General features: G+C 43.2%; 7 protein-coding genes. All 7 read left to right on the top strand.

Annotated elements, in window-relative coordinates; genetic code table 11:
- The first annotated feature begins 91 nt into the window (after positions 1 to 91).
- The 7 genes from WC080_02175 (at position 92) to mnmA (ending at position 23,574) form a co-directional block, all read left to right on the top strand.
- Positions 92 to 7,297, top strand: a complete 7,206-nt coding sequence (locus WC080_02175; GenBank protein MFA7244069.1) for an NHL repeat-containing protein — start codon at positions 92 to 94, stop codon at positions 7,295 to 7,297.
- A 45-nt stretch (positions 7,298 to 7,342) separates the two neighbouring features.
- Entirely contained in the window at positions 7,343 to 19,489 is a 12,147-nt protein-coding gene (locus tag WC080_02170) for a hypothetical protein (protein MFA7244068.1), read from the top strand.
- A gap of 89 nt (positions 19,490 to 19,578) precedes the next feature.
- Positions 19,579 to 19,803, top strand: coding sequence for a type II toxin-antitoxin system prevent-host-death family antitoxin (locus WC080_02165; protein ID MFA7244067.1), 225 nt, complete (start codon positions 19,579 to 19,581; stop codon positions 19,801 to 19,803).
- Positions 19,800 to 21,062 (top strand): cysteine desulfurase family protein, encoded by a 1,263-nt coding sequence (locus tag WC080_02160; GenBank protein ID MFA7244066.1) that lies wholly within the window; start codon positions 19,800 to 19,802, stop codon positions 21,060 to 21,062. Before WC080_02165 ends, WC080_02160 begins: the two co-directional genes overlap by 4 nt.
- A gap of 124 nt (positions 21,063 to 21,186) precedes the next feature.
- Positions 21,187 to 21,585, top strand: a complete 399-nt coding sequence (locus WC080_02155) for an iron-sulfur cluster assembly scaffold protein (protein ID MFA7244065.1) — start codon at positions 21,187 to 21,189, stop codon at positions 21,583 to 21,585.
- 61 nt (positions 21,586 to 21,646) lie between these two features.
- Positions 21,647 to 22,465 (top strand): bifunctional 5,10-methylenetetrahydrofolate dehydrogenase/5,10-methenyltetrahydrofolate cyclohydrolase, encoded by an 819-nt coding sequence (locus WC080_02150; protein MFA7244064.1) that lies wholly within the window; start codon positions 21,647 to 21,649, stop codon positions 22,463 to 22,465.
- Positions 22,465 to 23,574, top strand: coding sequence for a tRNA 2-thiouridine(34) synthase MnmA (gene mnmA, locus WC080_02145; protein ID MFA7244063.1), 1,110 nt, complete (start codon positions 22,465 to 22,467; stop codon positions 23,572 to 23,574). Before WC080_02150 ends, mnmA begins: the two co-directional genes overlap by 1 nt.
- Positions 23,575 to 23,582 lie beyond the last annotated feature (8 nt).

Here is a 23,582-nt window from a genome sequence, read left to right as displayed (position 1 = left end):
TGATTTCCTAACCCAATACTCAATTGCCAATAAGACGTATACGAACCTAACTATCGAATACACCGGTACTTCAGGCCAAACCGTTTCAGCTGTGTCTTATTACAATTTGAAGATTTCGACAACTAGTTCAGCGGTAGCCACAATGGCTTCTGATACTACAATTTCTGGCGTCTTGACTATTAGTTCTGGAGCTGCACTTGATGCTTCGAATTATACGATTAATTTATCCGGCACTACCGGTACGCCATTTGTTAAAACAGGCACCTTCACCCCGAGTACATCAACATTCATCTATTCGGGAAATTACGCGTCAGGCAATATAACTATTGCTGCTACTACGTACAATAATCTTCAGATCAATAATGCTGCTGAAACTTACTCTATAAGCGGCTCAATCACTCTCAATGGTGATTTTACGGCAACTGCAGGTACATTAATCGGTGGAGGTACTTTCTATATCAATGGTGGTGACATATCAGGGGATGGCACCATTACTTTTACTGGTACTTTTCGCGTAGATGGCACTGGAAATTTTGGTGGCAGTACCGACTGGACCTTTGTGAATTTGGTTTTTGGTGATGGTTCCGGAACAACTACCACAACCAAAATTGGATCGAATAATATTAGTATAAGTGGCGTCATGACTGTCGCGGCAAGCCAAACGTTAGATGCTGGCAACACCATTTGGAGTTTTACTACTTCAACCTCACCGTTCGTGGTTAACGGTAGTGTTATTCCTTCGGCTTCCACCTTTAGATACACACAGGCCTCAACAACTAATGTCACAGGGACCAATTACTTTAATCTGCTATTGGATCATTCAGGCACATATTTTATCGCAGCGGGTGACATGACAGTTTCGGGGGTACTAACGGTTACAGCAGGAACAACCTTTCATGGTTCAACCAGGACCATCACCTTATCCGGATCGGGTACGCCGTTTGCTGTTGCTGGGTCGTTCACCGCCTCAACCTCGACCGTAAAATACACTGGCGCTGATAGTGTAAATATCTCCAGCCAATCTTACAAAAATTTAACTTTAGATCATGCTGCTACTAATTTTATTTTTACCGGTAATGCAGCGGCAAGCGGTATTTTTACGAATACTACTTCTCCCTCCACGATTACCTTTAGTTCTGGCTCTACATATACATTCAATACCATAAATATTGCTGGGACTAGTGGTGGTCTTATTACTCTTGCGCCGACCTCCGATGCTAACTGGATCATTACTCCGACGGTAATTACAGCTGTAACTTACGTTGATGTTTCCGGGTCAACCAATGCTGGAACAGCTTTCTGCGCTACATATTCAAATGATGGAGGGGGTAATGTCGGATGGAATATTGGTGCGGGTGACACATGTGTTGCCGGAATAGTAAATGTTTCCGGCGATGCTAAAGAGTATGATGAGGTGACGAATGTCCCTGATGGTGAAATTGTAAAAATGGCCGTGAACAATGCTCTGGTCGGCCAAACCGGAATCACATCGGGTGGATCCTGGTTAATCACTGGGGTCACCCAACCCAATCCTGGTGATGCCGTAACTATTTTTATTGATAGTGTAGCTGACGCCCATGAAGCGAATTTGGTCACCAAGTACGATGGCACAGGGGATATGACTGGGTGCGATCTTTTCGAAAAACATTTAACAATCGGTTCTGACGACCATCAGATTTTGTCGAATGCGGATATTGCGGCTTATGACAATTCTGTTTCTGGCAACGAAAACATCTTTTTCGACGTCGACGATTCGACCGTTAATCTTACCTTGCCAGCCCAAGGAACGCAATTTGACTCCGATCAAAAACTTATCGTTCTTCCATCAAATACCTGGAGGCCGAATTCAGTTTTTGCAAAAACTTCAACCATGCCGAACCTAGTGATTCTAGCCTCTGCGATTGTTAATCTAGATAATACAACACTAGTGTTAACCGGTTCTGGAGATCCACTCCTAAAAACTGGTACGTTCACATATGGCACCTCCACAGTTAAGTTTCAAGGAACCAGCGCTACCAATATTGCGGCTGCAACTTATTACAATCTTTATACCGATCATACTGGCACTACCTTTACTGCCGCGGGAAACATCAACGTAAATGGAGTTTTCACGATCAATGCTGGTACGTTTGATGCTTCTGACAAGACAATTATTTTAGCTGGCTCAACTGCACCTTTTATTGTCAATGGCACCTTTTCTCAGGGAACATCGACTTTTAAATATACGGGAACTAGCGCAACGAATATTGCGGCTACTACCTACCATAATCTTTATCTTGATCGTTTTGGCAATACCTTTACTGCGGCAGGTGATTTTACCTGTACTGGAATTTTTACAATAAACTCCGGTATCTTCGATGCCTCCAACAAGACCATTACGCTTGCAGGGAGCGGTACGCCATTTGTTAAAACTGGCACTTTTACTCCTTCAACTTCCACCATCAAATATAGTGGTAATTTGGCTACAAATGTCACAGCATCGACTTACAATAATCTTTATTTTGACCATACAGGAACGACCTTTACAGCGGCAGGCGACATTTCCGCATCAAATATATTTACTATAAATGCAGGCACATTTGATGCTTCAAACAGAACGATCACACTGTCGGGAAGTGGCACTCCGCTAATTGTTAGCGGGATTCTTACTCCATCTACTTCTACTTTCAAATATACCGGAACCAGTGCCACGAATATTACTGGGACAAATTTCTATAATCTTTATCTGGATCACACAGGAACGACCTTTGCTGCCGCCGGTGACATTTCCGCATCAAATGTTTTGACAATCAATTCTGGCACTTTTGACGCATCGAATAAGACCATCACATTGTCTGGCCCGAATACGCCGATGGTAATTACCGGTACTTTTACATCTTCTACCTCTACTTTCAAATACACCGGCGATTTATCCGTTAATGTTGTTGCGGCATCCTACTATAATCTATACATAGACCATGTGGGCAGCATTTTCTCGGCGGCAGGAGATATGGCTGTCTCAAATATCTTCACCATAAACACAGGAACGTTCAATGCTCTCTCGAGAACGATTACCCTTTCGGGGGGTGTTTCTGGCCCGCTTGTAGTCTCTGGAATATTAAATCCTTCTACCTCTACTTTCAAATACACGGGGAATTATCCCGACCACAACATTGATGTAGCTCCGACGACTTACTTTAACTTGTATTTGGATAATGCCTCAGAAACCTTTGTTGCCGCTGGAGATATCACAATATCCAATATTTTGACAATCAATTCCGGCACCTTTGACGCATCTAATAGAACAATCAATTTAACAGGTTCGGCAACGCCATTTGTTAAAACCGGAACTTTTACCCCTTCGACCTCAACGATTAAATATACTGGATCATCGGCAACCAATGTCACCCCGACGAACTATTTTAATCTTTATCTTGATCATACAGCCACAATTTTCTCGGCCTTGGGCGATATTAATGTTGGCAATGTGCTAACGATTAATACAGGCAATTTTTCAGCGCTGGATAAAACTATCACGCTTTCAGGATCCAACCTTCCATTTATTATAAACGATACTTTTGATCCCGGCACCTCAACTTTCAAATATTCCGGCAGTAATGCAACCAACATAGCAGCCACAACATACTTTAACCTTTATCTCGATCATTCAGGAACGACATACACTGCTGTGGGCGATATTACTGCAATTGGAACTCTAACCATAAATTCCGGCACCTTTGACGCATCAAATAAAACCATCACGCTGATGGGTTCGGGAACTCCATTTATTATCAATGGAACTTTTCTTGCCTCCACATCGACGTTTATTTATCACGTTTTCGATAAAACTAATATTACTGCAGCTGACTATTACAACTTGCAATTGGTCGATCCCGCTGTTACGCCATATGTCTGGGTTGTAAATAGCGATTCAAAAATTACCAAAATTGACACCACAAATGGATCAACCGTCGGTTCGTATCCGGTGTCAGAAAGCCCATGCTATGGTCTCGCAGTGGATGGTCATAATAATTTATGGGTGGCGAATTACTGGGCAAATAGCGTTTCAAAGATTAACGGAGCTACAGGCACTGCTATTGGTACATACCCGACTGGCAATGCTCCTTGGGGGGTGGCAGTCGATGGCAGTGGGAATATTTGGGTTACTAATACTGGTGGCAGCAGTGTTACCAAGCTAAGTGGCGCGACCGGTGCAACCATCGGCACATATGGTGTGGGTATTAATCCTGAAGGTATTGCAATTGATCGAGACGGGAACGTCTGGGTTGCAAATACTGGAAGTAATAATGTTATGAAGCTGAATGGCACGACCGGTGCAACCATCTTTACCCATGCGGTTGGCAGCAGGCCAATGGGCATTGCAGTCGATAGCAGCGGTAATGCTTGGGTAGGAAACTGGGACAATTACAGCGTTACTAAAATTAACGGTTCGACGAACGCCACTATAGGTACATATTCCGTTCATGGAAACCCCTATGGAATAGCCATTGACCAATCTGGGAATGTTTGGGTCACTAATCATTATGACAACAGCGTGAGCAAGCTAAATGGCTCAACCGGTGCTGTCCTGGGTACATATATTGTTGGCACCTTTGCTAACGGAGATGGTTGGCCAAATGGTATCTCAATCGACCAAAATGGCAATGCTTGGGTGGTCAATACAAATAATATTAAGGAGTTAAGTGGAACAACAGGGGCAATTCTCGGTACCTACCCGGTTAGCAACCCCTATATTTCAATGGGAGATTCCACAGGATTTGCTCGACAAGTTTTTGCCGATCCAAAAGTTTTAACTTTATCAAATGGTACGTTTAATATCGCTAACGATTTTCAGATTGGTGATGGCGCTAATCAAACCACTGTTGACGGATTGGCAAATAATCCAACAATTAACATAGGCGGAAATTTTACATTAAAGAGTAATGCGAACTTTAACGCTCCCTCAAACATTAATCTTTCGGGCGGCTGGAACAATAATGGTGGCACGTTCACTCCCGGCAACGGGACAGTAACTTTGAATGGCGATTCTCTGATTCAGGGAAATACCACTTTCAACAATCTCACGGCCGTTACGGGTGGAAAGACCATATCTTTTTCAGCCGGCTCAACCCAAACAATTACCGGCACATGGAGTATTTCTGGGTCTAGTGGCCACAATATTAATCTACGAGGGTCTGGCAGTTCAGGAAATTGGATAATAAATCCGGCGAAAGCCGTAGTTTCTCACGCTTCAATTTCTCAATCAACTAATTCAGGAATCCAATTCTGTGCAAACTATTCTATTGATGTGGGGGGTAATATTGGCTGGCAGATTGGTTCATCTACGATCTGCGAAGCGACCCCTGCTGCCCCCACAGGGGCTTCGGTTGTAGGGGTGGACACAACTTTCTTCACTCTGAATTGGATCGATAACTCTTCAAGCGAAACTGGCTTTAATATCTTTATTTCAACTGCCACAAGTGATAATTGCGAGTTTGCCTCATATCCGGATTACCCGGATTATGCTTTGGGTGCAAATACGACCTCGCAATTTATCTCAGGAAAAAGTGTTAATACTCAATATTGCGCCAGAATTACGGCAACCAATTCTGGTAATGACTCGCCTGGATCATATACTGCTCCTTTCTACACGCTGGCTAATCAACCAAATGCACCGATGGTCAATGCATTATCTAGTAATTCTTTAAAGATCATCATCAACTCAAATAACAATCCGCCTTCGACCCAATACGCTATCTATAATCAAACTTCCGGAAAGTATGTGCAAGCTGATGGATCCCTGGGCAATAGCGCCGTTTGGCAAACGCGAAACGTGTGGGGGGGAAGTTCGGGCATTATTAATTACAATCTTTTGGTCGGCACGCAATATGATTATCTGGTTAAGGCAAAAAATGGAGATAGCATAGAAACTTCTTTCTCATCGCCCGGAGAGAATTTAACACTTCCAGATAGTCCAAAAGGTGGAGATAGCCCTGTTTCAAATATTGCTTCAATCGCCATTGATCCGGTAACCGCCACAATCGGGCCAAATGAAACCCTTCAGTTCAAAGCCCGAGCATTCACTTTAGATAACAAAGAAATATCCAACGTCAATATTGTTTGGTCAGTGGTAAATGGAGGCGGAGCAATCGATAAAAATGGATTTTTCACTGCGGGACCAGATACTGGAACATATAATAATACAATTGAAGCCTCTGTGGGTGAGAGCCAATCTTTCGCCACCGTTATTATAAAAAACGATACAATCATTAATAATTTAGTCGATGGAATTGTTAAGAGTGCGACGTTAATTTCTGGTGTCATTAATACCACTGCAGGACAAATTGAAAAAATATACCAAGCGGTCGGGATATCTAAACAAGCAGCGACCCCAATAACCTCAGCTGCAGCGCTGGGTGCTGCTGGAATGGCAGCTGCAATGACTCCGATGGCCACAGCATCATCGCTGTTTTCTCTGAATGAAATATATCATGTTTTGTCTTACTCGATTCTTTCGGCTGGAACTTTAAAACGAAAGAAGAAAAAATGGGGAAGAGTAATTGAAAATGGAACAGGAATGCCCTTATATCTGGCTCAGGTAAGCCTGGTTAAGGTGGACGATGCTGATACTGAGAAAGTCATAGAATCGTCATTTACTGATAAAGACGGGGTATATGGTTTTGCTGCTGGACCTGGCAAATATCGTGTCATTGCGAGCAAAGAAAAACACACGGTTGCATCTATTGAAGACCAATTTTATAACTTTGACCCCAAAAAGATATTTAATGTTTTGAGCTACGAAGAAGGTTTGATTGTTCCCACAATTATTATGAACGTCAACGGAAAGAAGCTCGGTAATATCGCAAAATTAGTCGCATCGTTTAGGAAATTAGAAAGATATTTTGTATATTTTTCATTCGTATTACTTGCACTCGGGTCAATATTAGCGGCCAATAACGTCATACACGAGCACACTCTTTTAAATTACGTTATTGTTGTTGGATACTTTTTGCTTTGGATTATCAACGCATCTTTCATCATTAGAAATTCGCCATGGAGTATTGTGGCTGAATCGAATACCGGAGAGCCGGTCCCTCTAACCTTGATTCGGGTGATGAATTCAGACAGCCACAAACTAGTCAGAACTACTGTTTCGGACCAAAAGGGAAAATTCTCTGCTATGTTAAGGAAAGGCAAATATAACATTTTTGCAGCGAAGGAGGGATATGAGCTTGATCATCCGGTGGAATTTGCCAATCAAGATAATATGGCTGCACTTCGTAAAAAGTTGGAACTAAAGAAAAAATCAATTACCTAATAAATATAAAACGGAATGACAACTGTGGAGCTTGACAGGGAAATAATGAAAGTACAAAAAAGCACGAGAACCACATTCTCCCGATTTTCTCCATGGCACAATGCTCTTCGCATGAAATTCGGTTGGTATTACAAGTGGCATCTTTCGGGATCTTCGTCACCCTTTCATTGGATGTTCTTGACCTTATATATTGTGGCGATTTCGGTTCTTGGGTTTGTTATGGTCAACCCATCAATCAATTTTGAAAAGCCTCCTAAAGCTCTAGCTGCTAATACAACCACATGGACTGTTGCGGGAGCAGGAGATGCCAATTATAACGGCGAATACTCTTACGGCGGAACGGATGCCTATGGAAGTGACTATTGGAAAAACGCTAATAATATGTACTTGTACTGGGACGGGGGCGGAGCATATATGCTTAGCGACGTTCTTAATGATGCGATGATGGATGTACACTATTATCTTATGGAGGGCGCGCTTCCCGGAAGCAATAGCTGGACGGCCAATCTGGGAACCGCTCCGGCGCCAAGCGGCGTAACGCCGGGAGGAGATCCGGGCCATACATATACAGGCACAAATGCTGGTAATACGAATGCAAATGGTACGTTTGCATATAACGATCAATACTTTGGAGATATCGGTTCGTCGCCGTACCCTGTCTATAAAAATGAAAATAACTCTTATCTTTGGTTTAGTGGAAATATGGGAGGATCTTGGGCTGTTTCATCAACTTTGGGTAGTTTTTACCCTGGGTATACTTGGTTTAATGCTGATCCAGTTAGTGACCCGACTCCTTACGACTGGGATGCTTCAGGAGAAGTCGAGCCGGGGGTTATTATTTCTGAAGGCGGAGGTGGGCCTGCCACAATTTTAATCTCAGGGACTGCTAAGCAATATGACGAATCGACAAATGCCGCTGATTCAGAGACTGTAAAAGTTGCGGTAAATGGTACTATTCAAGCCCAAACCGGAACCACATCCGGAGGTTCGTGGAGCATAAGCGGTGTTACAGCACCTGCTTCTGGGGACACAATTACCGTATTTATCGATGGAGTGGCTGACGGTAACGAAGCGAATGCTGTTACCAAATACGATGGTTCGGGCAATATTACAGGAATTAGCCTTTACGAAAAGCATTTGTATCTAGGTTCTGACGATAATCAAACATTATCGAACAACGATATCTCTAAATACGATAATTCCGTCTCCTCCGATGAAGATATCTTTTTCGAAATTGACGGATCAAACAATCTAACCCTGCCGGCAGTCGGAACCCAAACTGATGCAGACCAAAAGATTATAATTAAGGCAAATAATACATGGCGGCCTGCATCCGGTGGTGGAACCACATCAACTGTGCCGAAATCATATGCCGAAGCATCGTCTACGATGACATTGGATAATAATTCTTTAGTAATTACTGGCTCAGGACAAAGTTCGTCGAGGCCTCTTAGAATGGAGACGGGCAGTACCTTCAATTACGACACTTCAACCGTCACATATCAGAGTGCGTCAGCAACTGACGTTGCGTTACTCGGGTTCCACAATCTAATCCTCGACCATTCGGGCACGACATTTACTCCGCTTTCTTCCGGCTCGTTCTCGGTCTACGGAGTTTTCACTATTCAGACCGGGACGATATATAACGGATCGGATAAGACAGTTTATCTATATGGTTCTGGTACACCTTTTGTTGTAAATGGTACTTTTCAAGAAGCTACTTCAACCATAAAGTATGCCGGATCGAGCGCTACCAATGTAACTAGTGCGACGTATTATAATCTATATTTGGTTCATACTGGTACCACCTTTACCGCAGCTGGAAATATTACCGTTGGCAGCGTTTTGACGCTAGATGTAGGAACCTTTAATGCCTCCGATAAAACAATTGTTTTGAATGGCTCAGGCACGCCTTTTGTGAATATAAACGCTACTTTTCAGGAGGGCACATCTACCGTTCAGTATAAGGGTTCATCTGCGACAAATGTGACGGCGACGACATTCTACAATCTTTATCTTGATCGAACTGGGTCGACTTTTACCGCGGCTGGGGATATGACTGTTTCAAATCTTTTAACAATTAATGCAGGTGAATTCGACGCTTCAAATAAAACAATTACACTATTAGGAACTAACACTCCTTTTGTGATCAACGGCACTTTCACTGCCAACAATTCAACATTATTTTATGATTGCCCGGACCCAGTCGGCGCCGCTGTAAATGTAACCGCGACTACATATTATAACCTTCAGATAGCGCGTGAAAATTTTTCAGGTACCCATAATGTTCAGGCAGGCACTTTAAATGTTTCAAATAATTTGCATGTTGGAGGAGGCGCATTAACTGCCGTATTGTCATTCGAAACAAACGATCCCATAGTTAACGTTGATGGAGATGTTATTATTGACGCTGGTAATACTCTCACGGCTTCAAGTACGGCTGCATTTTATCTTGCAGGCGATTATACGAATTCGGCCACTGGCATCTTTACTTCTGGTACCGGAACACTAACCTTGGATGGTAGTGATTTACAGACCATCACTGCTGGTGGAACAAATGGAAATCATGATTTTAACAGCATTACTATTACTAATGCGTCGGCAAATGGTGTTTATTTTGCAGATTCGGCAACTATCAATGGGGTCTTTACTGATACTACCCCTTCCTCTAAACTTACATTCCATGCTGGATCAACTTATTCAATCATGGGCCTTGATATCAATGGCGGAGCAGTAGGTACTAGAATATTTATGGTTTCATCTACACCTACCAACCATTGGAATTTTAATGTTGTCCAGGATAGCCCACCTGCTTCTTATGTTAATGTCACCGATTCCGATGCAACTGGAGGAAGCTTGGTAAATGCCACGACTGGCGGATATGACGGTGGAAATAACCATCATTGGGCATTTCCGCCGGCCAGCATCTCCATCTCCGGTACCTGCAAACAATATGACGAATCCTCGAATTGTGCTGACAGCGAAACGATCAAAGTAGCAATCAATGGGAGCCTCGATGCGGCTACCGGTACAACTTCAAGCGGGTCCTGGTCTATCACCGGAGTAACAGCCCCATCGGCTGGCGACACTATCACCATCTTTGTCGATGGTGTTGCTGATGCCAATGAAGCAAATGCAGTGACAAAGTATGTCTCCGGTAATGTATCCGGCATAGCACTTTATGAAAAACATTTATCCATCGGTTCAGCTGATAACCAAACTCTTTCAAATGCTGATATGGAGAAATACGATAACTCTGTCTCGTCTGATGAAGATATCTTCTTTGAAGTTAATGCCACAACCAAAGACTTAACACTGCCCGAGTCAGGCACCCAAACAGATACCGACCAGAAGCTTTATGTTTTGGCTTCCAACACTTGGCAACCGGCTGCTACTGATGCTCCAACATCCACCATTTCTAACCTTGTAATTCCGACATCAGCCATCGTCAACCTTACCGGCACAACACTAGCATTAACCGCCTCCGGCACACCACTTTCTATCACCGGCACCTTCACAATTGGCACTTCCACCATTAAATTCCAGGGATCAGGCGCTACGAATGTTAATGCTCTTTCTTATTACAATCTCTACGCGGCAGACAAGACTGGTACTACCTTTGCTGCAGCAGGGAACATTACCGTTTCTGGAGTCCTTACTATCAATGCAGGCACATTTGATGCTTCCAATAAAACCATTACTTTATCAGGGAGTGGAACCCCGTTTGTTGTGACCGGTACCTTTACTCCGTCAACTTCAACAATTTCCTACGAAGGATCATCAGATACAAATTTGGCTTCCGTGACGTATAATAATTTAGTCATCAACCATGCGAATACAGACTTTATTGCAGCTGGAGATATTACGATTGCGGATGGTTTTACTATGACGTCAGGTAGCTTTAGCCCTGGAAGCCACATAATTAATATTGCAGGTGATTGGGATTCTTCAAATGTTACTTTCAATGAAGGAAATTCTACAATAAATTTTAATGGGACAAGCGGAGACTTCTCAATCATATTGGGTTCTGGGCAGAAATTTTATAATCTTACAATCGCAGGTGAGAACGGCGGGGGAAGTACTAGTTCCACATTGGGATGTGGAACAGGAACCAATGATGCAAGCTATGGAGATGGTCCTTGGTCAACTCCCGAAGATATCACTGCTGATGATGGAAATTATGCGAGAATTGTTGGTATTCCCCAAGGAAAACGCTCTAATTATCTAAAAGCGACAAATTTTGGTTTTAATATTCCAACCAATGCAACGGTTACAGGTATTAAAATGGAAGCAAAAAGGATGGGTAGTTCGCCTCCTGTTTCCGATGATATTATTGAAATCATTAAGTCTGGTACCATTGGGGGCACCAATCAATCTGCGGATGCATTATGGTCGGGGACAGAGGATTATGTTCCGTTTGGTGGGGATGGAAATCTGTGGGGATTAACTTGGACGCCAAATGATGTTAACGATTCAAGCTTTGGCGTTGCGATGACAATTAAGAAAATAACTCCATCTGTTTCAAATGCAATTATAAATTATGTAAGAGGCACGATTTATTATTCGATCCCATCTTCAGCCTGGTCTCTTTCCAGCAATATTGATGTTACAAACAATCTCCTTGTTTCATCCGGTACCTTAACCGCTGGGGCACATGATATTAGTGCTGGTAATGTCACAATTTCGGGCGGGTCATTAAGTGCGCCCGCATCATCTAATAATTTTATTGTTAATGGAAATTGGAATCATTCAAGCGGAACATTTGACAACAATTCCGGAACCGTTACTTTTCAGACGGGTGGAGCTGATAAAACTCTTTCCGGAAATATGACGGGAGGATCGGCCTTTAATAATTTGACCTTCAATGATGGCTCGGGGATTTGGACAGCAAATAACGATATTGATGTATCTGGTGTCTTAAGCATTACCACTGGTGAATTTAATGCATCCAATAAAACAATCACATTATCTGGTTCGGGCACGCCATTTGTTAATAACGGAACGTTTCAATCTTCAACTTCAACGATCAAATATACCGGTGCTTCGGCGACAAACGTAACTGCAATGGGTTCGGGAATGGTTCCTGGTTATTATAATCTGTATCTGGACCATGCAGGTACTACATTTACTGCGGCTGGAAATATCAAGGTGGAAAATATTTTTACCATCAATGCTGGCACCTTTGATGCCTCTAATAAGACTATTACATTCATGTCAACGGGAACGCCATTTGTTGTTACTGGTACTTTTACGGCATCAACTTCAACCGTAGAATATTACGGCGCAGCGGCAACAAACATTGCCTCTACCACCTATTACAACCTCCACTTAGTAACCACAGCAGTATCTACAGCCATGGGCGATATAAATGTCACTAATGTTTTGACCAATGACTCGATTTTCGATGCGTCCAATAAAACTATTACCTTGTCTGGATCAGGTACTCCTTTTGTAAATAATGTCGTTTTTACACCTTCTACATCCACAGTTAAATATACTGGCTCGTTGGCAACGAATATTACAGCGACTACCTATTACAATCTTTATTTAGATCGTGCAGGGACCATCTTTAGCGCAGCAGGGGATATTACATCAACAAATGTTTTCACCGTTAATGCTGGTACATTTAATGATTCGCCGACAGGTACCATCACCCTTTCCGGTTCTGGTACGCCGTTTGTGATCAACGGTACATTTCAGTGTATGACTGGCACAGTCAAATACACAGGCGCTTCTGCGACTAATATTGCATCAACTACCTATAATAATCTTTATTTAGATCACGCAGGAACAACTTTTACAGCAGCCGGTGATATCTCAACTGGTTCAAACGGAACTGGTGTTTTTACCATCAATGCCGGAACCTTTGATGCATCAAATAAGACAATTACTTTATCTGGAACTAGCATGCCGTTTGTTAAAACCGGAACATTCACCGCTTCTACTTCAACTGTAAAATACACAGGTACAGGTCCGGTTAATGTAACTTCTGCGACCTATTACAATCTTTACATCGATAAAGCTGGCCAAACCTACACTGCGGCGGGCGACATCACCGCAAACAATGTTTTGACAATAAATGCCGGCACATTTAATGCATCAAATAAAACCATCACTTTGTCTGGATCAGGTACACCTTTCGTAGCCACAGGTACATTTACTTACTCGACTTCAACGATAAAATATACAGGTTCTTCCGCAACAAATATTACACCAGTAACTTATTACAACCTTACGGCTGAGCATGCTAATACAAATTTCACCTTCACTGGGGCAACGTCGGTCACGCGTACATTTACCAACACAACTGCGCCCTCAACCCTAACTTTCAACTCGGGTTCAAACTATAATTTCAATTATGCAATTAATATTGCTGGGACTTCCGGTAACTTAATTACTTTAGCTCCATCGGGCGGTGCCAACTGGAATTTATCTGCAAGTAATAATGTTGCAATATCCTACGCCAATGTTTCTAAGTCTAGTAATACAGGTAGTTTCTGTGCGACTTACTCAGTTGACGGCGGGGGAAATACCGGCTGGAATATTAGTTTAACCGGATCATGCTCCGCATGTTCGTCGTATACTTTTTCTGGAGCGGGCGATTCAAGCTATAATGGGTCGTATACTTATGCGAGTGTAGATGCTAGGAGTAATCCTTATTACACCAATACAAGTAATAGGGTTTTGGCAGTAGATCCATGGGACAGTAGTTGGTACCTGTTGTCGGACACCAGCAAACTTCTTGCGCCTGCTGATCAGTCGGCTTATGTGGACTGGGGTAGTGCCGGTGCTCCCACTGTCTTGCCAACGACTGGGACTTGGACCTCGTTCAATGGTACCCTTCCTGCTCCAACTGTAACAAGTGGCTGTTCATCCTTCTCTATCTCCGGCACTTGTAAGCAGTATGATGAATCAACCGCTTGTGCTGATGGTGAGACGGTCAAGGTAGCGATCAATGGCACCTTGGATGCAGCTACAGGCACCACTGCTTCTGGTTCCTGGACGATTTCTGGCGTTACCGAACCCTCTGCCGGTGATGTAATTACGGTATTCATCGATGGCGCGACTGAATCCCATCGAGCCAATGCTGTTACCAAGTACACATCGGGAGATATTACTGGAGTTACTCTCTTTGAGCAGCATTTGGTCGTCGGTAATGGTACTGCCCAAACACTATCCAATACCGATTTATCACAATACGATGGTTCAGTTTCGTCTGATGCTGATATCCTCTTTGATATTGGTAATGCAACCAATGACCTAGCTATGCCCTACAATCAAGCAACTCTAACCTCCCAGATACTCTATGTCATAGGCACTGATACCTGGAGACCTAATTCATCATCTGCTCCCACCTCCACTATCCCAAATCTTAAAATCCCGGCAACTGCTGTTGTCAATCTGGATAATACTACCTTAGTTTTGACAGAATCAGGTGATCCACTATCCATCAGCGGCACATTTACCGAAAGTACATCGACAGTCAAATTCCAAGGAACAAGCGCAACAAACATTAATGCTATTACCTATTGCAACCTCTACGCTGCAGACCATACCGGCACAACCTTTACTGCTGCCGGAAATATCACAATCAATGGAGTCCTTACCATCAATGCCGGCACATTTGCTGCATCCTCCAGAACGATTACTTTGGCCGCGCCAGGAACGCCATTGGTAGTAACCGGAACTTTCCAAGAGGGCACATCAACCCTCAAGTATACCGGAGCATTGGCAACTAATATTACGGCGACCACTTACTACAATCTTTACCTTGATCATGCGGGAACGACTTTCACTGCAGCCGGGGATATCACAACTACAAACATACTGACGATCAATGCTGGTACCTTCGATGCTTCAAATCGGACAATAACTTTGACCGGTTCGGGCACGCCGTTTGTTAAAACGGGTACATTTACTGCTTCGACTTCTACCTTTATATATCGTGCTTCTTCTAACACAAACATTACGGCGGCAAATTATTATAACCTAGAATTGCTGGATCCAGCGGTAACACCGTATGTTTGGGTGACTAATAGCGGTAGCAACAATATAACCAAACTTAACAGTTCAACTGGTGCCGTCATTGGAACTTACGCGGTGGGTACTGGTCCTTATGGTGTGGCAGTTGATGGCAGTGGCAATGTCTGGGTCGGCAATCCTTACAGCGGCAACGTTACTAAACTCAATGGTTCGACCGGCGCACTGATCGGCACTTATGCGGTCGGTGGTGGTAACCCGGGCGTTGATAATGCTGGCAATGTCTGGGTCCCCTACGATAGCAGCCATATTAATAAGGTTAATGGCTCGACTGGTGCAGTCATGGGCACATATTCAACGGGTACTAGTCCTTCGGGAGTGGCGGCTGATCGTAGTGGCAATGTTTGGATTTGCAATCACGGAAGTGGTAACGTTACTAAACTTGACAGCTCAACTGGTGCACTGATCGGCACTTATTCGGTTAACGGCGCTCCTTTTAGCATAGCAGTCGACGGTGATGGGAATGTCTGGACGGCTAGCGACGGCGATATTGGCATTACCAAGCTTAACGGTTCGACCGGCGCTGTCATTGATATCTACTCGGTTCCTGGTGCTAATCTGGCAGTTGATGGCAGCGGCAATGTCTGGGTTGTTAATAGCGGAACGGTCTACAAAGTTAACGGCTCGACTGGTGCAGTAATCGGAACTTATTCGATCGGCAATGGCGACCATCCGGGAATTGATGGCGACGGCAATGTATGGGTAACGAGCATTGGCGGCAACACCATAACAAAGCTTAACGGCTCGACTGGTGCCGTCATTGGTACCTATAATGTTGGTTCAGGTCCTTATCACTCTTTTGGCGATATGACCGGTTTTATCTGGCAGAGCTTTGTTGGAAACAAAACTTTGACTCTATCTTCCGGTAGCTTTGGTGTTACTAACAATCTTACAATTGGTGATGGAACCAACCAGACCGATGTTGATGGAATCACAAATAACCCTTCGATGAACATTGGTAATTTCATCTTAAACGGTAATGCTAGCTTCAGTGCTCCATCCACCATGAGTGTATCTGGCGGTTGGAACCATGCAGGCGGTATCTTCACTCCTGGGAGCGGTACAGTTACGCTAACTGGTGACTCCTTGATAGAGGGAGATACGACTTTTAATAACCTCACTGCCGCTACTGCAGGCAAAACCTTATCCTTTTCTGCGGGCTCGACCCAAACGATATCTGGCACATGGACGGTAACCGGAACTTCGGGAAGCCATGTAGTTCTTAAGAGGTCTGGTGGTTCTGGTGGCTGGAATATTAACCCGGCCACCGCAACTATTTCGTACGCCACCATCTCAAATTCTACCAATTCGGGTGCCTCTTTCTGTGCTACTTATTCTACGGATGGGGGAAGTAATACCGATTGGAATATTTCTCCCACCGGCTCTTGTGTTACAGCGCCGAGTGCGCCAACTAATGCAGCAATAGGCACCATCCAAAACGATTCTTTCCAAGTGACTTGGGACGACAACTCATCTGATGAAACCGGATTCAAGGTTTATATTTCTACCACTCCGAATTCTGATTGTTCACAGGCTTCTTATCCAGATTCTCCCGACTATACGACTGGTGCCGGGGAAACCTCGCAAGACGTTGATGGTAAGGATATAAATACACAATATTGTGCTAAAGTTGTTGCGTTTAATGACGCCGGCAACTCAACAAGCGCCTATTCATCTCCAAAGTACACGCTTGCCAATATGCCGACGGTTTCAACGGTGGCGGGGGCATATTTCGTAACAGGAACAATTAGCCCAAGTTTGAATCCATCAGGAACAAACTATTGGATCCAATATTCAATAAATGGCACGGATTTTACCGATCCCGCCGGCATGTCCTGGCAGACAAGTACATCATATACATTGGCTAATCTTGATCCAAATACCCAGTATTGGATCAAGGCCAAAGCAAGAAATGGGGACAATACCGACACAACTTATTCTCCATCTTCGGCAAAAGTCACTCCGCCAGCTGCTCCAGCGAGCCTAGAAGCAAATGCCGTTTGCAGAACTTCGGCGAACCTGACATGGATTGCGCCAGAGGGCGCGGATAAATATACTCTTTCGTACGGAACGGATTCCGGAGCTTCAAATAAAGGCACAATTTCGGATATCAGCACAACAGCCACTTCTTTATCGGGCCTTGCAAGAAAAACAAAGTATTACGCCAAGGTGTCCGCAACGTCAAACCAGAATGGCGCGGGGAATTATTCTGCAATCATAAATTTCACAACGGCGAATTGCCTTGGGCCTACACCCTCTACAGATTTCAGGGGAACAGACATTGTTACCAGCCAGATTAATTGGGTTTGGTCAAATACCGACGATGATCACACCAGTTGGGCAGTGTTAGATGCCGCTGGCAATCCGCTCTCGGGAACACTTGCAGCTTCTGCCTCGTCCTGGCTAGAACAATCTCTTGCTCCGAATACGGCATATACTCGCCAAGTTACCGTGACCAATAGGAAAGGAACGGAAAAGTCAAATTTTGCTACATCTTATACTCTTGCGAACACACCAGATGCCCCAATTCTTTCAGTAGTTTCCGAGTCATCAGTAAAAATTGCGATTAACCAAAACGGCAACCCAGCTAACACACGATATGCGATTTACAATGACACCGCAGGTAAGTATGTCAGGCATTCCGATGGGGCATTTTCCGATAGTCCCGATTGGCAATTGTATGCCGACTGGGGTGGAAGCGACGGATTTATAAACACAGGCCTTGCAGCTTCTACGAATTATGCTTATAGGCTTAAGGCAAGAAATAATAGCAACGTTGAAACTGATTTTTCTACTGCGTCTGAGGTGACAACTCTGGGAAATCCGGAAAAAACTGCATCATACATTATCATTTCACCGACAAGTGCGAAAATAAAAGTTGAAGACTCCGTGCAGTTTAGTGCAAAAGCTTTTGCCTCAGATGATTCAGAAATTCCAACAGCAATTATCGTGTGGTCGGTTATGAATGGTGGCGGGGAGATTGACCAAACCGGATTATTCACCGCAGGTAAGGAAGTTGGCTCATTTGAAAACACCGTTCAAGCTTCATTCGGTGATGTGAAGGCTGCTGCGTCAGTAAATGTACGAAAAGAAACAATCGGTGAAGTTATTATTGGTGGCATTGTCGGCGGCGTCGAAGATGTGGCGGTTTCAATCGATATTGTTGCAGGGGGAATAGAAAAAGTTTATGCAGCTGTTGGTATCTCAAAAGAGGCTGCTCCGCCAGTGACTGCCGCAGCAGCTCTGGGCATGGCAGTAGTTGTCGCCGGATTGGCACCCGCAACAAACTTAATAACTTTATTCTCACTCAAGGAAGTCATTCATATAATTGTTTATTCCATTCTATCTTTCGGTACGGTTAAAAAGAAACGCAAAAAATGGGGCCAAGTGCTCGAGGATGGAACCGGTTTGCCGCTTTCTGGAGCGATGGTTAGCTTGATTAAAGTAGGCGAAGATGGCACAGAAAGGGTTATTGAGACAACAACCACCGATAAATCAGGCGTGTACGGATTCGCCGAACCTCCGGGCAAATACAAAATCATCGCGAAGAAAGACAAGTACCAGCTCGCACCAAAACCGGATCAATATTATGATTTTGACACAGGGAAAATATATGAGATTGATAGCTATACCAAAGGATTTTTGGTGCCGACGATCATAATGAGTATAAATGGCAAAAGCCTTTCTGGTATTCATGCAATCTTGGGTTGGCTTAGAAAAATGGAAAGATTCTTCAATTATGCTTCGATTGTTGTACTTACGGCCGGTACCATATTGGTCTTGAACAATTTAATTCATGACCCAAATTTGTTAAATTATCTGATCCTTGCCGGCTATATTCTGCTTTGGGTTATCAATTTCTCACTGGTCATAAGAAAGTCGCCATGGAGCATGGTGGTAGACCGACATAAGGGCGAGCCTATCGGCCTAACGTTGGTTAGGATAATGACCGGAGATAACACAAGGCTTGTAAAGACTGCGGTAACTGATGACAAAGGTAAGTTTTCGGCGATTTTGAAACGGGGTAGGTACACAATTTTAGCTACCAAGGAAGGTTACACTCTGCCAAAACCGGTAAGGTTTGATACGGATGAAGAAATTTCTGCCGTAAATAAAAAGATTGAGATGGAAAAGAGAAATTCTAAATCTTAAGATTCTAAATATTATTTATATTTGTATCTATTGACTAAATCTACCTAAGATGTTACCTTAGATGAGTATAATTTTAGTGCCGAAAGCCAATGAAAAATATCAACGTAAACGAATTGCAAAATAACATTTCTAAGGTTCTTAAAGAAGTTGAGGACGGAGATGTGTTTGAGGTTGTCAGGTATTCCAAGCCGGTGGCTTATTTAATATCTAAATCTGATTTTGATAATTTGTCCAAACAGGAAAATTGCAAGAAGTGCGTTTCTGATTTAAGAAAAGTAGTATCGATCGTTGAGAAATCAAAGGAAGATAAGTGAAGAGAATATATCTAGATAATGCTGCGACCACGCCAGTTGCGCCGGAAGTTATTGAAGCAATGACGCCATATTTTGGCGTGAGTTTCGGCAATCCTTCGTCGGTTCACGGGTTTGGGCAGGAGGCGAGAGCGGCAGTCGACAAAGCCAGAGAATTTTTGGCATTTTTTCTTGATTGCGCTCCAAGCGAAATTCTATTTACATCTGGCGGGTCGGAATCGGATAATCTGGCTATCCGCGGCGTGATCGAATCGATGTTGCCAGACTATAAAGGCATGAATAAAAAACCTCATGTTGTAACTTCAACATTTGAACATCATGCAGTTTTGGATACCGTAAAAGATCTAGAGAAACAGGGGAAAATCGAAGCTACCTACATAAGCCCGGAGCAAGATGGCGTAATCAATAGCCAGCAAGTAGTAAAAGCAATCCGTAAAAACACTGCCCTGGTTTCTGTAATGTATGTAAATAATGAAATTGGCACAGCACAGCCGATCCGCGAAATTGGCAAGATGATTGAGAAGGAAAACCTGGGTCGGCTTGAAAAAAACCCCAATGCCCAAAAAATTTATTTCCATACCGATGCAGTGCAAGCAGCAGAGTATTTCGAAATGGGAACTAAATATTTGCATGTCGATCTTCTTACAATGACGGCTCATAAAATTTATGGGCCGAAGGGAGTCGGCCTTTTATTCGCCAAAAAAGGCACCCCGCTTAAGCCGGAAATCACCGGTGGTGGACAAGAATACAAGAAGCGAGCGGGCACGGAGAATGTCGCGGGCATAGTCGGTTTTGCCAAGGCGGCCGAACTAGTAATCCGCGATGCCGCTGACACCGATGGGGCGATTGTGTCAGAGGATTTTCCATCTCTTAAAATGACTAATGCAACGGAAAAATCATTGAAATTGAGAGAAAAATTAATCAGGGGTATTGTCGATAATATTGCAAATGCCAAATTGAATGGCACGGATATTTGCAGAAGCCCGAATAATGTAAATATTTCATTTGCCGGCATCGAAGGCGAGTCGATTCTGCTCAATTTGGATATGCTAGGGATCGCGGCCTCTACAGGTTCGGCTTGTACATCGGGTTCCCTTGAACCCTCACATGTGATAATGGCGCTTGGATACCCCGAAGAAAGAGCACATAGCTCAATTCGATTCACAATTGGGAGATACACCACCGAAGAAGAAATAGATCGCCTTATGGAAGTATTGCCGGGAATAATTGAGAAATTAAGAAAGATAAGCCCAATTGGATAGCTAAAAACTAATATCGAAAAACGAAAAACCATAGGACAATTAACTAAAAACTAATAACTTAAATCTAAGAACCAATGGAGTAATTCAATTAGTTATTACATTTAAGTTTTTACATAAGGAGCATATGCAATATAGTGATGAAGTAATGAAACATTTTTCAAGCCCTCACAATGTGGGGGAAATTGAAAATGCCGATGGAATTGGCGAGGTCGGCAATCCGAAATGCGGCGATATGATGAAAATTACTATCAAAGTTGGAAAAAAGGACGGCAAAGAATATATCGAGGATGTTAAATTTTTAACACTTGGTTGTGCCGCAGCAATCGCCGCAAGCTCGATGATGACGGATCTTTCTAAGGGCAAAACTTTGGATGAAGCGCTTGAAATTACTCGCGATGATATCAATGACTCCTTGGGCAAATTACCGGCTCAGAAGTATCATTGTTCGATCCTATCAGCAGAAGGAATTCATAAGGCGATAGAGGATTACAAAAACAAATCAAAAATACAACTCAAAAATTGAAAAGCTTTAGATGTTTTGATTCAAATGGTTTTAAGTTATTAGTTATTAGATATTAGTTAATATGATGAACATGTTTGATGGCAGAAAAATCAGAAACGAAATACTCGATGATTTGAAAATTCGAGTTGCAAGCTTTCAACAAAAGCCTGTTCTTGCGGTGATTTGGATCGGTGAAGATTTTGCGACGGCGCGTTATATTGAGTCAAAAGAACGAGCAGCGGAGAAAATCGGTGTGCATTTTGACTTGTTCAAATATCCGACAGAGGTAACTCAAGAAGAAGTTGAGAAAAAAATTCTAGAACTCAATCAAAATCAATCGGTTGATGGAATTATGATCCAGATTCCGATTCCAGAATATTTGAATCTAAATGACCTAATCAAACAAATTGATCCGGCAAAAGATGTCGATGGCTTAAACTTTTGCAGGGGTGGAATCTGTAATTTCCGGCCGCCAGTCACGATCTCGATAATGGAAGCGATCAAGCGATCCGGTATTAATTATAAGGAATCAAAAATTGCGATAATTGGCAAAGGCTTTTTAGTAGGTTCACCTCTTGCTCGTATGCTGGAATCGGAGAATGCCGATATTCGAATTGCTGATGAAGAGACGCCATACCTAGCAACGATAACTTCCGATGCCGATATTGTCATTTCGGCAACCGGAACGGCAAATCTGATCAAGCCGGATATGGTCAAAAACGGGGTGGTTTTGATCGATGCGGGGACCACCGAGGTTGGCGGGGAATTGCGCGGTGATATAGATATAAATTGCTATCGCAAGGCGTCCTTTTATACTCCTGTGCCGGGTGGAATCGGGCCAATGACAGTAGCGATGCTATTTGCGAACTTAGTTAAATCAGCGGAAACGAGACAAGCATAATGAAAATTGCGGTCGCAATGTCCGGTGGAGTTGATTCTTCCGTCGTGGCAAAAATGTTAAAAGATGAGGGCCACGAATTAGTCGGGCTTTTTTTGAAATTATGGTCTGACCCTATGTGTAATGTGGTAAAGGAAAATCGATGTTGCAACTATGAGGCGCTCGAAGACGCGCGAAAGGTGGCGCACGGCCTTGGTATCCCGTTCTATGTTATAAACGCTGTGGATGAATTCAAAAAAGATGTTGTTGACTATTTCATCGATGAATACAAAAAATTAAAAACCCCAAACCCGTGCATTGTCTGTAATGAAAAAATCAAATTTGATCTTCTACTTAAAAAAGCGCTTTCTATCGGCTGTGATTATCTTGCGACAGGACATTATGCGCGAATCCAGAAGCTGCCAGTAGCCAGTTATCAGCTTTTAGCTGGTATCGACGGCACCAAGGATCAAAGCTACATGCTCTATCGATTGAATCAGAATCAGCTATCAAAAACTCTGTTTCCGCTCGGAGAAATGAAGAAGAAAGATGTGCGGGAACTGGCAAAAAAGTGGGATCTGCCGGTCAAGGAAAAGCCGGAAAGCCAGGAAATTTGCTTTTTTGGTGATCGTGATTATCGCTTTTTTTTGAAAAGATATTTGGATCAGAAATATTTTAAACCCGGCGAAATTGCCGATAAAGAGGGGAATGTACTCGGGACTCACGAAGGATTGGTCAATTATACAATCGGACAACGCAAAGGAATAGATCAACTGCAATCTGCAAGCTGTCAGCTAAAAACTCAAAAAAAACCACTTTATGTGGTTGGATTTAATGTTTCGAAAAACCAACTGATCGTGGGTGACGATGAGGATATATATAGCAAAGAGATGACGGTGACAGATTTGAATTGGTTGATCGAACCTCAAAACTTAAGGGCTGAAGAACTTATGAGCCTTAAGGTCAAAATAAGATATCGGCATGCAGCGGTGCCATGCGAGATCAAAGGTCAAATATCAAAGATCAAAAACATTGTAGTTGAATTTGATGAGCCGCAAAGAGCGATTACTCCCGGTCAATCCGCAGTGTTCTACTTGGGTGATGAAGTTTTGGGAGGGGGATACATTAAATAACTCAAAAC

Source organism: Patescibacteria group bacterium, assembly GCA_041674405.1.
In the GTDB taxonomy this organism is placed as follows: domain Bacteria; phylum Patescibacteriota; class UBA1384; order XYA2-FULL-43-10; family XYA2-FULL-43-10; genus JBAYVT01.
Note: the sequence above shows the minus strand (reverse complement) of the source record. Positions and strands in the feature narration are given on the sequence as shown.

Bases quoted from the DNA above. Each gene is read 5' to 3' on its own strand.
- WC080_02155 (MFA7244065.1), top strand. From the start codon at position 21,187: ATGCAATATAGTGATGAAGTAATGAAACATTTTTCAAGCCCTCACAAT.
- WC080_02165 (MFA7244067.1), top strand. From the start codon at position 19,579: ATGAAAAATATCAACGTAAACGAATTGCAAAATAACATTTCTAAGGTT.
- WC080_02150 (MFA7244064.1), top strand. From the start codon at position 21,647: ATGATGAACATGTTTGATGGCAGAAAAATCAGAAACGAAATACTCGAT.
- WC080_02170 (MFA7244068.1), top strand. From the start codon at position 7,343: ATGAAAGTACAAAAAAGCACGAGAACCACATTCTCCCGATTTTCTCCA.
- mnmA (MFA7244063.1), top strand. From the start codon at position 22,465: ATGAAAATTGCGGTCGCAATGTCCGGTGGAGTTGATTCTTCCGTCGTG.